Here is a 13,307-nt window from a genome sequence, read left to right as displayed (position 1 = left end):
CGTATGAGTCAGCTGAGGCCCCGCCTTGTGGCGGGGCCTCAGCTTGCTGTTTTCTGCATTCCAGTGGAATTCTTTTAGTCTTACATTCGGCTCGTTCTTGCAATTCATCCGACTCGTCCTTGTCGGGAATTCCTCGATGCGTGCCCTGTCGAGGAAGGTTCTCCATGAGCCGTTCAGCTCGCACGAACGACCGTTTCCGTCCACGAGGTCAGGGGCGCCCCGCCGCCCGTTCAGGCGACACCGGGCGCCGTCCCTCCGCACCACAGGGGGAGTTCGCGTTGCCGGCCACCGTCACTCCGGCCCTCCCCGCGGTGGCGACCTTCGGTGAACTGGACATGCCGGCCGAGTTGTTGAAGATGCTCACCAGTCTCGGCCTGAACGAGCCGTTCCCGATCCAGGCCGCCACGTTGCCGAACTCCCTCGCGGGACGCGACGTCCTGGGCCGCGGTCGCACCGGATCGGGCAAGACGCTCGCCTTCGGTCTGGCGCTCCTCGTGCGTACGGCCGGGCAGCGTGCCGAGTCGCGGAAGCCGCTGGCCCTGATCCTCGTCCCCACCCGCGAGCTGGCCCAGCAGGTCACCGACGCGCTCGCACCGTACGCCCGGTTGCTGAAGCTGCGGCTGGCCACGGTGGTCGGCGGCATGTCGATCGGCAGGCAGGCCGGCGCACTGCGTGCCGGGGCCGAGGTGGTCGTCGCGACTCCCGGCCGCCTCGCGGATCTCGTCGAGCGCAAGGACTGCCGCCTGGACCGAGTGAACATCACCGTCCTGGACGAAGCCGACCAGATGGCGGACATGGGCTTCATGCCGCAGGTCACCGAACTGCTGGACCAGGTGCGTCCCGACGGTCAGCGCATGCTGTTCTCGGCCACGCTGGACCGCAACATCGACCTCCTGGTCCGTCAATACCTCCATGACCCGGTGGTCCATTCGGTCGACCCGTCGGCGGGCGCCGTCACCACGATGGAGCATCACGTGCTGCAGGTGCACGGCGCCGACAAGTTCGCCACCGCCACCGAGATCGCGGCCCGTGACGGACGCGTGATCATGTTCCTGGACACCAAGCACGCTGTCGACCAGTTCACCAAGCATCTGCTGAGCAGCGGCGTCAAGGCCGCGGCCCTGCACGGCGGCAAGTCCCAGCCCCAGCGCACCCGCACCCTGGCACAGTTCAAGACCGGTGACGTCACGACGCTGGTGGCCACCAACGTCGCGGCTCGGGGCATCCACGTCGACGACCTCGATCTCGTCGTCAACGTCGACCCGCCCAACGACCACAAGGACTACCTGCACCGCGGTGGCCGTACCGCCCGCGCCGGCGAGTCCGGCAGCGTCGTCACGCTCGTCCTCCCCAACCAGCGCCGGGACATGGCCCGTCTCATGTCCGACGCGGGCATCAGGCCGCAGATCACGCAGGTCCGCTCCGGCGAGGCCGAGCTGAGCCGTATCACCGGCGCCCAGGCTCCCTCCGGTGTCCCCGTCAGCGGCAGCGGGACGATCGCGGAGCGCCCGAAGCGCGGCGGTGCCCCCTTCCGCGGTCTGGGCACCCGCCCGGGGCGGGCCGGCGGCGGCGAGTCCCGCCGGTCCGCCGAGGCCCGCCAGATCGCCGAGGCCCGCAAGGCCGCCCGGGTCCGCCGTGGCGCATAGGTCGGCGACGGTGCCCTCGGGCAACCGCGGGCCCTGACCGTCGGCGGCCGTCACCACGAAGCCGATGGCCCAGCCTCCGACGCGCTTGCCGAGGCAGGCATCCGCCGGGACTCCTGCCGTGCAGGACCTGTGGCCGTCAGCGGCGCGGACGCTCCAGAGTGAGGAGCAGACCCTCGACCGCACCGGGTCCAATACGGCCCTTGACATCGGCGGACGTGATCGCCTTGAGGGTCCAGCCGTCCTCGGCGTGCTTGTTCAGCACCTTCTCCAGCTTGTCGCTGTCCAGTGCGTCTCCGATCAGTGACTCGCGGAAGGTGACGACCTTGTACTCGAGTGCGGAGGGGGTGCTCATGGCTGGGGCCTTCCCGTGGATGGACTGGCTGACGGAACGGGGGACAGCCAATCACCGTTCGACGTCGCCGTACACGGCGGGGTGGCGGGTGCGTACGGCCCAGGGCCGGTAGGTCCACGCGTCAGCGCCGCGTCGGCACGTCCCAGCGGACGCGCAGAGCCGGGGGCTTGCGGAAGACCAGGCCCTTGGGCGCGGTGGACGAGGCGGGGTCGAGCCGCAGGCCGGGCAGGCGGTCGAGGAGTGCGAGGAGGCAGGCGCGGGTTTCCAGGCGGGCGAGGTGGGCGCCCAGACAGAAGTGCGGGCCGTGCGCGAAGGCCAGCTGGAGGCGGGAGTTGTCCCGTCGCAGATCGAAACTGTCGGGGTCCTGGAAGATCTCGGGGTCGCGGTTCGCGCCGGCGAGCGAGACGACCACCAGATCTCCGCGCCGCACGTCGGCCCCGCCGATCGTCACGTCGGCGGTGGCGTAGCGGTCCACGACCGCCGCGGCGGGTTCCAGGCGGAGCGATTCCTCGATCGTCGCGTCGACCAGGTCCGGATCGGCACGTACGAGGGCGAGTTGACCAGGGTGTGCCAGCAGGTGCAGTACGGCGTTGGCGATCATGCCCTCGGTGGTCTCGATACCGCCGAACATCAGCACGGCGGCGTTGGCGACCACCTCCGGCAGCTTCAGGCGCCCGCTCTCGGCCGCCGCGACCAGCAGCGAAGCATGGCTTCCTGCCGCGACCGTCGCCTCGACGCTTCCGCGCAGCTGGTCGAACGCCGCCGCCCCGGCAGGGTTCGCCGACCGCCCGGCGGTGATGTCCGAGACCGCGCTCACGATGGCGTCGTACCAGGAGAGCACCGCCTCGGTGTCCGCGTCGACCAGGCCCAGCGACTCGGCGACGACGGCGACGGCCAGCGGCCCGGCCACCTCCCGGCGCAGTTCGGCGCTGCCACGCGGCCGGATGCCGTCCACGAGCCGGGCGGCTTCCTGTTCCACGAACCCGGTGAACCGGTCGTGCACATCCTGCGTGCGGAACGGGTCGGTGAAGGGGGCGCGGTGCCGCTTGTGCTCGGCGCCCTCCAGGGAGAGCATGCTCGGACCCACCACCTGGGCGGTCGAGAAGCGGGGGTCGTCCACAGTGAAGGTCGCCGCGTCGCGCATGACGCGCAGGGCGAGATCACGCCGGGTCACCAGCCAGCCGCCCAGCACGGGGAGCCACGAGACCGGTTCGCGGGCGCGCAGCAGGGCCAGCCGGGGGTGGGGGTCGTCCTCCAGCTCCGCGAGCGTGGTCGCGGAGCCGATCGGAAACCGGCGCGCTGTCACCATAGAAGCTGCCCTTGTTCCTGTTCCTGGAATTCCGGCCTCCGTCCCGGAGCCCACGCAGAGCCTATGTGTCTCCGGCGGTGCGTTGAGCCGGCCCCAGACCGTAGGTGCGGCCGCGCTTCCTGGGCTGACTGCCCTGGGGTCACAGCTCCGCGAAGGGCTCCTCCTCCGAAATGAACCGGTAGGGGTCGTAGGCCCGGTAGCTGACGCGCAGGAGAAGGACGGAGTCGTCCTGACTGCGGGGAAGTTTCCGGTAGTTCATGAGGTTCGACAGAAACCGGGAGACCGCGTGCGTTCCGATGGCGTTGAGCCCGGCCATGATGAACAGGTACTTGTCGTCGGCCCACGGATTGCGGTAGCGGGCGATGACGCTGTAGTCGTACTGGATGCGCTGCGGGTCGGCGTCGGCCGGGCGGTCGGGGACGTAGCGCGTGCCGGTCTTGATGTCCTCCAGGTAGCCGCGGTCGTCGTCCATGCGAAAGCGTATGCAGATGTTGGTGGTCCGCTCCTCCAGGCGGTCGAAGACCCGGGCGGTGAAGGAATTGCCGAGCGGTGAGCAGATGAGGACCAGATTTTGCTGGAGATATTCGTCGAATCGGGCCTCGGCCAGCACAGAGGGGACGAGTTCGGGCTCGCAGCCCATCGCCTGCAGTGCCTTCTCGACTTCCTGGGCCACGCGGATGTCGCAGTCGGGGTAGTAGACGGAGGTCTCCTCCTCGTTCAGCACGGACCGTACGATCATGGGCACCCGCTCGCCCTGCCGGACTCCGCAGAAGAACCGCTCCACGTGCACCATCGCGCTGGTGGCCTCGGCCAGTGCCTGGAGGAAGGAGATCAGCCGCTGCGCCTCCGTGCGGCCTGGCCACAGCGCGAGGTCGATCACTTCGATACCGCACTGGCGCAGATCCTGGACCTCCAGGTCCGTGGGGCCGTTGATGCAGATGAAGTGGGTCTGGCGCATGCGCCCCATGCCGTAGAGGACATGGTCGTAGATGCTGTTGAAGTCGGGATCGGTGAGGCTGTAGCCGACGAACAGGAAGACGCGCTGTGTGAGGTCGTTGCGCAGGGCGTCGATGGAGAACCGGCTCTCGCTCGCGAAGTCCGCGTAGTCACTGCGGGTCACGATGAGCGTGTCGGGCTGCGAGATGGTGCCGTGGATCTTGCGTACCACTTTGCCCCGCCGCTCGGCGAAGGTGCGGGCCGCCTCCTCGGACACCACGGCTGCGAAGCCCTGGTGCTGCTGGCGCAGCGTCTCCTCGAGGAGTTCGTCGTGGTTCGTCGTGTAGTACGTGTCGCAGGGCAACTGAGTGATGAGGTTGTGCACCTCGGAATCCGCGAAGCGCTTCACCTCCATCAGTTCCTGGAGGCGATTGACCAGCCGGCGCCGGTTGTATCGGTTCTCGTAGTACTGGGGGATCTTTATCAGCTCGCTCGCCGGGAAGCCCCTTCCGTTGTCGGGTCTGGGAAGCCGCAGATCACGTGCCAGCGCCGTGGCGACCTGCTGACGGTCAGGCAGGCCGGCCGAAGCGGAGGCTCCGGCCCCGAGAAACACGGCGCCCAGCCCCCGCTTGAACGCGCTGACCAGATCCGTGGGTAACTCCATGTCCCCCGCCCCCTCGAAACTCGTGCCCCGGCCGGCTGCCCGGGCTGTGATCAGCGATTCCCCAGCCTGCGGGCGTACCACTTCGCGAGTGCCAGCGTGGTCAGGGAAGGATTGGCCGCACCCTGGCGCGGAAACACGGCCGGGCCCAGGACCGAGACCCGGGGCATGACCCGCACGGTGCCGTCCTCTGCGACCGCGTCCCCTCCCAGTGCGAGCGTTCCCGCTTCGTGGTCCACACTGCCCAGCGGATAGACATAAGGAAAGACCGCGCCGCCTGACACCGCCGGATCGTGCTCAAGAGCCGCCTCCAGTTGCGGCAGGAACAACGGACTGCCCTCCCGGAAGTCCTCCTTGCGAAGGGAGTAGGCCGAGCGCGCGACCCCGAACACCCGCTCGGCGACCTCGGCCAGCTGGCCCGCCTGCCGCTCCACGACCCTGTCGTCGGCCGGCGAGATCGTCGGCTGCACCCTCAGCTCCCACTGTCCTCCAGGAGATACCCGTTCGACGCGGACCCGACTCTCCGTCGAGGCCTGTTCGCCCATGGTCCACACACACATCAGCACCGTGTCCGGACGCGGGGACTCCAGTACGTCGAAGAACAGGTACGAACGACAGGTGTCGTGCACGGGTGTGAAGCAGAACGCCCTGCCCGGTTCCGTGGGCAGAGGCATCGCACTGCGCGGCACAGCGGCCAGGAAGCCCTGATTCACATGATCCGTCAGATTGTCGAACTCCCAGAAGTTCTGACCGTGCGTCTCGGCCAAGGCGCGGCCGACCAAGCGCGTGTTCTCGAAGGTCCCTGCCGCCAGCACGACGTGTTCGGCCAGCAGCACCTCGGACGACCAGTCGGCACGCTCGATCGTCACCTCGACAAGCCCCCCGGAACCGGTCCGCAGATGGGTGACCGGGCAGTCGGACAGCACCGGGTAGCGCAAAGGCTGCGGCATCGGCCCGCGCCAGTGCGTGAGAGGGGTGAACGGGACCTGCCGGATCTCTCTTCCCGGCACCCGCTCGGAGCGGGCCGCCTGCGGGGTCGGTTCCACCGGGTAACCCAGCTCGCGCAGACGCGCCAGAAGCCAGCGCTCCCGCGCGCTCCGGCAGTGCCCCATCGGAGCCTCCGCCCAGCCGGCCAGCTGCGCGGCGACCTCGGTGTACAAGGATCCACCCGCCAACCGCTCGCCGAGCAGCTCCGCGGCCAGTTCCTGCGGCCAGACTCCGGAACGCAGCACATGCTCCTCGATGGGAAGGCAGACGCCGTGCCAGTACAGGGAGCGACCCCCCAGCCGCCTGCGCAGTCCGGAACTGTGCACGTAATGCGGTGGCCGCTCGCTGGACCAGTTGCGGTGGAAGTCCGGATCCTCGGTATGCCACAGACGCAGTGACTCGTCCCGCGTCAGCCGTTCCTTGTGCGCGTGGCCCCGGTCGGGACCTGCCTCCAGCACGACCACCCCGTCCGCCCCGAGGTCCGCGAGCTCGCGCGCCAGACTCAGACCGGCGAGGCCGGAGCCCACCACGGCGATACGGCAACGCTCCGGGAGCCCACTGTTCGGGCCGACCGGAACAGGTTCAGTCATCGGCTCCGCCCACCCGGCAGCCAAGGACAGCCTCACGTACCGGAACGGAGCCCCCAGGCCGAGGCCCTGTGCCGTTCATTGTGCGTTCCTCCTGGTGTTCCTGTTGTCGAACCTGCTTCACACTGGGCTCCACCGGGGCTGCAGGTCCGAGCAGTCGAGGACCTCGCATCGGGTCGGCAGCCAGAAGTCGTCGAACTCGGCCGGCACCGGCCCTTCACCGGGAAGCGGCCGCCTCTGACGCGGTATCACCCGGCCGTTGCTGCGCACATAAGACTGCTCCACTTCCGTGACCCGGCACAGCACCGCCGACACCTGGGCTCTCACCTGCGGGTGCACGGTGGGGACCACGGTCGAGACATTGGCATCGGGATCACCGGACAGGCGCCCCAGGATGCGGCTCAGCGCGAGCACTGCCCCGGCTGTTCCCAAGGAGGTCGTCCCGGCGACGAACACGCACCACCGGGAGATCCCCAGGGCTGCGGCGAGCGGATTGCGGCATGCCAGAATCATTCCGTATGTCGGCTGCAAGACGTGGCCGAACACCGCCCCTGGGGCGTGTCGCGGATCGCTCCCCGCGTCGACCGACACCACGGAGGCGATCGCGTTCCCGTACACCGGGACGCCCCCGTCGCGCTCGCGCCGCATACCGAAGGCCAGGGGCACCGAGGACGCCGGGAACGCGAATTCCCTGTGGAGGGGTTCGAAGAGCACGGCGTGCCAGAAATTCGTGTCCGGCCCCCCGACGATCACCACGTCGTGCCGAGCGATCTGGACGGGATCGACACAGTGCTCGGGCGTGAGTTGCGGGACCGGCTGGTCGGTGCCGGCCACCAGCGCCGTGGCGAGCCCGGTGGTGAAGGTGAGATCCCGCACGGGAAGGAGCCGTTGGGCGCTGCCGTTGCCACCCGACAACTCCCGCTCCACCACGTAGGGGGAGAGTGGTATCCCGAAGTCGCGTACGTCGACTCGCAGGTGGGAGCGGTTCAGCCGGTGTTCGAACAACGGCCACAGCAGTTCCTCCGGGCGGCTGACGTCCGAGAGACCGCTCGGTACGACGATCAGCGGCTGGTTGGGGGGAAGCAGGGACCGCAGTCCCGACAAGTACACGGGGTCATCACAGGCGGTGGCCATCACCGGGGCGATCGGGGCCGGTTCGACCGTCGGTACCGGGGGCAGCGGTGGTAACGCAGGGGGCCTGGCGGCAGACCTGCGACGGCGACGCAGCACACGTCCCACGAGCACGTGGCGCCGCCCGGGTTCGAGGAGGGCCAGGCCCGGCAGGCAGAGGCCGATGGCGCCGAGGGTGAGCAACAGATAGACGTAGAGCGGCCATGTCACCTGAGCTGCCGAGAGAAAGCCCGCCAGGACCGCCACGCCGCTGATGGCGCCGACGACAGCGCGTTGCAGATACATCCGTAAGTGCCGGCGGATCCGCTCACCCCGGCTCACGAGGTATCCACGCCGAGCGAGTTCGTCGGGCTCCATTGTTGCCTCCCCCGTACCCGGACCGTCACGGCCTCCACCGCTGTGAACGGTCAGGGTAACCGCTGACAGACGTCCTGAGCCGGGTCATGGTCAACTCCCGGGAACTGACTTGACGGCGGGTCCGACTGGGAATCCGGCGGAGATCCTTCTACCGTGGGCTGCGCCTGTCCCGGTGCTGGTGGACGACGTGAAGGGGGCTTGGTGGACGCCGAGTTGGGGACGCTCGCCGCGCAGGGGGCCACGGCTCTGATCGGGCTCCTGGTCGCGGACTCCTGGGTGAAGACGAAGGACTTAGCCCGGTGGGTGACCCGCCGGCGCCCGGGACGCGGTGCGGGCGACGAACTGGACTCCTCCCGCGAGGAGTTGGACGCGGCCCGGGAGCGGGGCGAGGAGGAGCCGGCGGCGAACCGGGTCGCCGCCGCATGGGAACGGCGCCTGCTCGACATCCTGCGGAGCGACCCCGAGGCGGCCGAGGAGCTGCGGCGCCTCCTGTCCGAACTCATGCCGGGAACGTCGTACGACATCACCTTCGACGCGCGACCGGCCGCCGGCGACGCGCCTCCCGACCACATCCCGGCCCTGACCGGCACGTTCAGCAACCGGGTCGCCGAACTCGACCGGATGGACGCCCTGTGCGACGAGCCGGGCCGGGTCAGCCTCGCGGTGCTGGCCGGGCTGCCCGGGGTCGGCAAGACCGCCTTCGCCTGCCGCTGGGCCGACAAGGAGCGGGACCGGTTCCCGGACGGCCTGTTCTACGTCGACTACGCCGCCCTGCGTGACGAGTCCGCCGTCGGCGCCGCCATGGGTGCCGACGTCTCCCAGGCCCTCGCCGCCATCCTCAAGGCGCTCCTGCGCAGCGACGAGCACGTCCCGGCCACACTCGCCGAACTGACCCGGCAGTACGTCTCCCACTCGCGCGACCGGCGCATCCTCGTCCTCATCGACAACGTCACCCTGCCCGCCCAGGTACGGCCCCTGATCCCCAGCGGGCCCGGCAGCACGGTCGTCGTCACCAGCCACAGCAGGCTCACCGAGCTGGTGGCGGTCGACGGAGCCGAACTCATCGCGCTGAAGCCCCTCGACAAGGAGAGCGGCCTGACCCTGCTGGCCGACCAGTGCGGACGGGAGACCGTGGCGGCCGACCCGGCGGCGGCCGGACGCCTCGTCGACCTCTGCGGCGGCCTGCCCGTCGCCCTGCGCATCGTGGCCACCCGGCTGCTCACCGACGACTCCCTGACCCCGGCCGACCTCGCCGACGAACTGGCGGACGAGGCCGACCGGCTGGACGGCATGTCCCTGCCCGGCAGCACCTACTCGGTGTCCGCCGTCCTCGGACCCTCCTACCGGCTGCTGCCGCCCGGCCCGGCCCGCATGTTCCGCCTCCTAGGCTGGGTACCGGCCGGCCTCTTCGACACCGGGGTCGCCGCCGCGGCGGCCGGCGTCGACACCCGCACGGCCAGGCGGCTGCTGCGCGAACTCGCGGCCGCGAGCCTGCTGGAGACCGAACGCGACGGCCGCTACCGCATGCACGACCTCGTCCGCCTGTACGCCCGTGAGCGTGCGGTCGAGGAGGAGTCGGCCAGCGAGGAGACCGCGCTGGTCGAACGGGTGGCCACCCACTACCTCGTCCTCGTCGCACTCGCCGACCGCGCCCTGCGCAGGGACCGGCTCCGGATCGCCGACCTGTCCGCGCGCCTGGCGGGCGCCTCCGACCCCTTCTCCGCCGCCGCCGGCCCCGCCCCGCTGACCTGGCTCGACGCCGAGTGCGCCGCGATCCTGGCCGTCCTGCGGGCCGCCGTACGCCACGGTCTGCACGCCGTCGCCTGGCCGTTGGCCGAGGCGTTCACGGCCCTGTTCCTCCACCACCGGTACCTGGGCGCCTGGAAGGAGTCCCTGGAACTGGGCGCCGAGGCCGCCGGCGCACTCGCCGCGGCCCCGGACACCCCGGGCGAGCGCGCGGCCGAGGCCGTGGCGGGCGAGGCCCGCCTGCGCAGCCTGCTCTCCCGCCCGTTGACGGACCTGGGCGAGTACGACCGCGCCCGCACCGAGCTGGAGCGCTCGGTCGCGCTCGCCGAGTCGACCGACCGCCTGCTGCTGCGCGCGTCCGTCCAGGAGTTCCTCGGCCGCTACCTGGACCGCTTCGACCCGCCCCGCGCGGTGGAGACGTACCGCTACTCCCTCGACCTCAACCGGCGTGCCGGGGACCGGCGTGGCGAAGCGCTGGCCGCCTTCTTCCTCGGCTGCGCGCTGGACGCCCGCGGGGACCACGCGACGGCCCTGGCCACGCTCACCGAGGCCCGGCTGGACCTGCTGGGCCTCCCCGAACCCGACCACCGCATGGCGGCCCGCGTCCACCTGGCCATCGGCCTCGCCCAGGACCACCTCGGCCACACCGAGGAAGCCGTCGACGCGCTGCGCACCGCCGCAGGCACCCTGCGGGAACAGAACGCGACCCACTACGAAGCCGAGGCCCTGCTCGCGCTCCTCGACATCGCCGAGCGGACCGGCCGCCATCAGGAGAGCGTGCGCACCTGGCTGACCCGGGTGATCGAGATCTACGAGGCGAGCGGCACCCCGGGCGCCGAGGAGGTGCGCCGACGGCTGCGGGACCTCAGCTGACCACAGGAGGCGCGGGCCGCAGCCGCAGCACCACGTCCTCGTCCCGCACCTCACCGACCCGCAGCGTCAGCAACGCGTCGGTCAGTGAATGGCCCTCGCGCAGGCACGCGTAGACGACGGCCGCGGCGAGCCCGGGCGCGATCGGGGGACCGGTCACGGACACCTCCGCCACACGGCCGTCGCGCAGCCCCACCAGATGGCCGCCGCCGCGCACCGCACAGGCGGCCAGCAGGCTGCCGGGCAGTTCCGCCGCCGTGCCACGGATCCAGCGCAGGGCCTCGGCTGCGCCGTCGGCAGGGCAGGCCCGCTCGACCACGGAGGCGCTCTCCAGCAGCCGGCGGTCCCGTTCACCGTCCGAGCAGGCGAGGTGCGCGGTGTCCCCGGCATGCGGAACCCCCTGCGCGTGCGCATACGCGGCCGCCGGGAACCGCCGTACGGTGACGACCGGACCGTGCCCCTCCTCGCTCACCTCGGTGACGACCAGCGACGAGGTGACGGTCCGGGTGGCCGGTTCCGGAGCGGGCAGCAACAGGTCCGGCGGGGGCGCGGACGCGGGCTCCGGCAGCTTCAGCAGCTCGTAGACGGCCGCGCGGAGCCGCGCGAGGGCGCTCCCCGGATCGGCGAAGGCCCGGCGTGCGACCTCGGCATACCGATCGGAAGCGTGATCCCGTACGACGCTCTCGACCTGCGCTCTCAACTCCGCGTCCGGGTCGAGTCGCGGGGCGGCCGCGGCCAGGTCGTGGACGGCGGTTCCCGGCACCGCGTCGGCGCCGAACGCCCCGAGCAGCACCGGAGTTCCGAGCGCGGCACCGTACAGCGTCACCGAGCCGTGGTCGCCGATGACGACGTCCGCGGCGACCAGGGCGGAGCGCCAGGCGTGGACGGGTGGCAGCAGGATCAGCCCCGCGTCCAGCGCCGAGGACTGCAGGGCCCTGATCTGCCAGGCGCCGTGGGCTGACCAGACGTTGGGGTGGACGACGGCGGCGACCCGGTACTCGTCGTGCGGGAGCCCGCCGAGGAGGCGGACCGGCAGGTCGGGGTGGCGGCCAAGGAGAGAGGTGGTCCCCCAGGTGGAGCTGACCACGACGAGCCGCTGACCCTCCGAGACACCGAGGGCCTCCCGGTACGCGTGCCTGCGCGGCCGGCCGGCCAGCAGCTCGTCGAAGCAGGGGTCGCCCAGCAGGAGGGTGCGGCCCGCGGTCTTCGGGTGGGCGGCGAGGAGTTGCCGCTCCTGGTCGGGGTGCGAGACGGCGAGCCAGGCCCGGCCGGACTCCAGGAGCGCGTCCGGTACGAGGCCGGACAGCCGGTCGTGCGGTCCGCGCGCGTCCGGGACCCGCTTCTGGAAGCCCACGCCGTGGGGCAGCACCAGGACCGGGCAGTCGCCCTCCGGCAGCTCCACGTTCTCGCTCGCCGTGAGCACGAGGTCGGCCTTGACGTGGGCCAGCTGCTCCCAGGGCATGACCCGGCAGCCGGACGCGTGCAGGAGGTCGAGCACCCCTGCGGCGAACGCGGAGGTGGGGTCGTGGGCGAAGACGACGCTCACCCGGGGGTCGTCGCGCAGCAGGGCGGGGAGCGATTCGAGGACGCGCACCGTGGAGGTGACGGTGCGGGCGGCGACGACCAGGGTCCGCTCGGCGGGGAAGGTGCGCCAGCGATGGGCGTCGGGGCCTACCGGAACCCGCAGGAAGGGGCTACCGGACACCACGCCCGCACCCCCGGCTTCCGCACCGGACCAGCGGCTCGCGGCTCGCGGCTCGCGGCTCGCGGCTCGCGGCTCGCGGCTCGCGGCTCGCGGGCACAGTCGGCCTATCAAATGGCAAGTTGGCTGACAACCCTTCAGGTCTGCTCGCTCCTGGCGGACCGCTCCACGGTAACCAATCAGGGAGGACCGGCACAGAGCTCCTGGGCGCCTGGGGACGGGACCAGACCGAGCCGCTGAGCGCGCAGCACCGTGCCGACCCGGTCGCGGGTGCCCAGCTTGCGGTAGATGTTCTCCACGTGCTTGTGCACCGTGCGGGCCGAGATGCCGAGGCGGCGGCCGATGGCGTCCGCCGTCAGCGCGTCGGCGAGCAGGAGCAGCACGGTCGTCTCGCGGGGCGTCAGCGCACAGTCCACCGCCCGCTCGTCCGGTGCTCCGGCCGGGGCCAGCGACCGCCGCCACTCCTCCAGCAGCTGCCGCTGCCGCTCCACACCGGCCAGCAACGGCTGCGCGCGCTCGGCCATCGTGAGGTGGTCGTCGGTGAAGTCCGTACCGGAGCGGTAGACGAGGCAGCCGGTGATCGGGGCGCTGCTTCCGGGGAGCGGTACGCCGAGCACGTGGTCGACGTCGAGGACGTCACCGAGCAGACGGGCCGTCGCGCTGCCCGGCCAGTCGCGGCCCACCGCCCGGTACGCCGTGACCGGGGCCCGGTCGGCCCGGGCCGTGTAGTGGTCGGCGAGGGGGTAGCCCGCGCGCAGCAGCCCCAGGTCCGCGTCACGGAGCCGGCCCAGTTCCGTCGCGGCGGCGTCGGGGGCCACCCCGACGGTGCCCTCGTCCTCGCTCCAGTCGTCCAGCTTGTGGACCACCGCCTCGCCGCCGCACAGGTCCGTGAGCGCGGTGCCGAGCAGCGGCCACAGACGCCCCGGCTCCCGTTCGTGGAGCGCCGCCACGGCGACCGCCACCAGGCGTTCGTAGGCCTTGTTCAGCCCGTGTACCACGTGTTTCTCTCCGCGTGAGTCTTCT

General features: G+C 71.2%; 9 protein-coding genes. 2 read left to right on the top strand and 7 right to left on the bottom strand.

Annotation, left to right across the window (positions count from 1 at the left end):
* The first annotated feature begins 164 nt into the window (after positions 1 to 164).
* Positions 165 to 1,646, top strand: a complete 1,482-nt coding sequence (locus tag BEK98_RS43140) for a DEAD/DEAH box helicase (RefSeq protein ID WP_094222295.1) — start codon at positions 165 to 167, stop codon at positions 1,644 to 1,646.
* A gap of 136 nt (positions 1,647 to 1,782) precedes the next feature.
* Here the strand turns inward: BEK98_RS43140 and BEK98_RS43135 are convergent, their stop codons facing one another.
* From BEK98_RS43135 to BEK98_RS43115, 5 genes are all read right to left on the bottom strand, one after another.
* Positions 1,783 to 1,998, bottom strand: a complete 216-nt coding sequence (locus BEK98_RS43135; protein ID WP_094222294.1) for a DUF4177 domain-containing protein — start codon at positions 1,996 to 1,998, stop codon at positions 1,783 to 1,785.
* 121 nt (positions 1,999 to 2,119) lie between these two features.
* A complete protein-coding gene (locus BEK98_RS43130) occupies positions 2,120 to 3,307 on the bottom strand; it encodes a cytochrome P450 (RefSeq protein WP_094222293.1) in 1,188 nt (395 codons plus the stop codon).
* 139 nt (positions 3,308 to 3,446) lie between these two features.
* On the bottom strand, positions 3,447 to 4,907 hold the full coding sequence (locus BEK98_RS43125; RefSeq protein ID WP_094222292.1) for an SIR2 family protein: 1,461 nt from the start codon (positions 4,905 to 4,907) through the stop codon (positions 3,447 to 3,449).
* A 50-nt stretch (positions 4,908 to 4,957) separates the two neighbouring features.
* Positions 4,958 to 6,481 (bottom strand): GMC oxidoreductase, encoded by a 1,524-nt coding sequence (locus tag BEK98_RS43120; RefSeq protein ID WP_094222291.1) that lies wholly within the window; start codon positions 6,479 to 6,481, stop codon positions 4,958 to 4,960.
* Between the two features lie 117 nt (positions 6,482 to 6,598).
* On the bottom strand, positions 6,599 to 7,966 hold the full coding sequence (locus BEK98_RS43115; protein ID WP_094222290.1) for a hypothetical protein: 1,368 nt from the start codon (positions 7,964 to 7,966) through the stop codon (positions 6,599 to 6,601).
* Positions 7,967 to 8,167: 201 nt separating this feature from the next.
* Between BEK98_RS43115 and BEK98_RS43110 the strand changes: the two genes are divergently transcribed.
* Positions 8,168 to 10,585 carry an ATP-binding protein gene (locus tag BEK98_RS43110; protein ID WP_094222289.1) on the top strand — a complete coding sequence of 806 codons (2,418 nt, stop codon included), beginning with the start codon at positions 8,168 to 8,170 and terminating at the stop codon, positions 10,583 to 10,585.
* On the opposite strand, the gene BEK98_RS43105 is transcribed toward BEK98_RS43110, so the two are convergent.
* A complete protein-coding gene (locus tag BEK98_RS43105; protein WP_244202227.1) occupies positions 10,578 to 12,287 on the bottom strand; it encodes a hypothetical protein in 1,710 nt (569 codons plus the stop codon). The genes BEK98_RS43110 and BEK98_RS43105 overlap by 8 nt on opposite strands.
* Before the next feature lie 176 nt (positions 12,288 to 12,463).
* Positions 12,464 to 13,282, bottom strand: a complete 819-nt coding sequence (locus tag BEK98_RS43100) for a helix-turn-helix transcriptional regulator (RefSeq protein ID WP_167444407.1) — start codon at positions 13,280 to 13,282, stop codon at positions 12,464 to 12,466.
* Between the last annotated feature and the right edge of the window lie 25 nt (positions 13,283 to 13,307).

The organism is Streptomyces diastatochromogenes (assembly GCF_002242805.1).
Classification (GTDB): domain Bacteria; phylum Actinomycetota; class Actinomycetes; order Streptomycetales; family Streptomycetaceae; genus Streptomyces; species Streptomyces diastatochromogenes.
This window is presented reverse-complemented; position numbering and strand designations above follow the sequence as displayed.

What these genes read in the sequence shown, in the direction of transcription:
- BEK98_RS43140 (WP_094222295.1), top strand. Translation starts at nt 165, where the DNA reads ATGAGCCGTTCAGCTCGCACGAACGACCGTTTCCGTCCACGAGGTCAG.
- BEK98_RS43135 (WP_094222294.1), bottom strand. Translation starts at nt 1,998, where the DNA reads ATGAGCACCCCCTCCGCACTCGAGTACAAGGTCGTCACCTTCCGCGAG.
- BEK98_RS43130 (WP_094222293.1), bottom strand. Translation starts at nt 3,307, where the DNA reads ATGGTGACAGCGCGCCGGTTTCCGATCGGCTCCGCGACCACGCTCGCG.
- BEK98_RS43125 (WP_094222292.1), bottom strand. Translation starts at nt 4,907, where the DNA reads ATGGAGTTACCCACGGATCTGGTCAGCGCGTTCAAGCGGGGGCTGGGC.
- BEK98_RS43120 (WP_094222291.1), bottom strand. Translation starts at nt 6,481, where the DNA reads ATGACTGAACCTGTTCCGGTCGGCCCGAACAGTGGGCTCCCGGAGCGT.
- BEK98_RS43115 (WP_094222290.1), bottom strand. Translation starts at nt 7,966, where the DNA reads ATGGAGCCCGACGAACTCGCTCGGCGTGGATACCTCGTGAGCCGGGGT.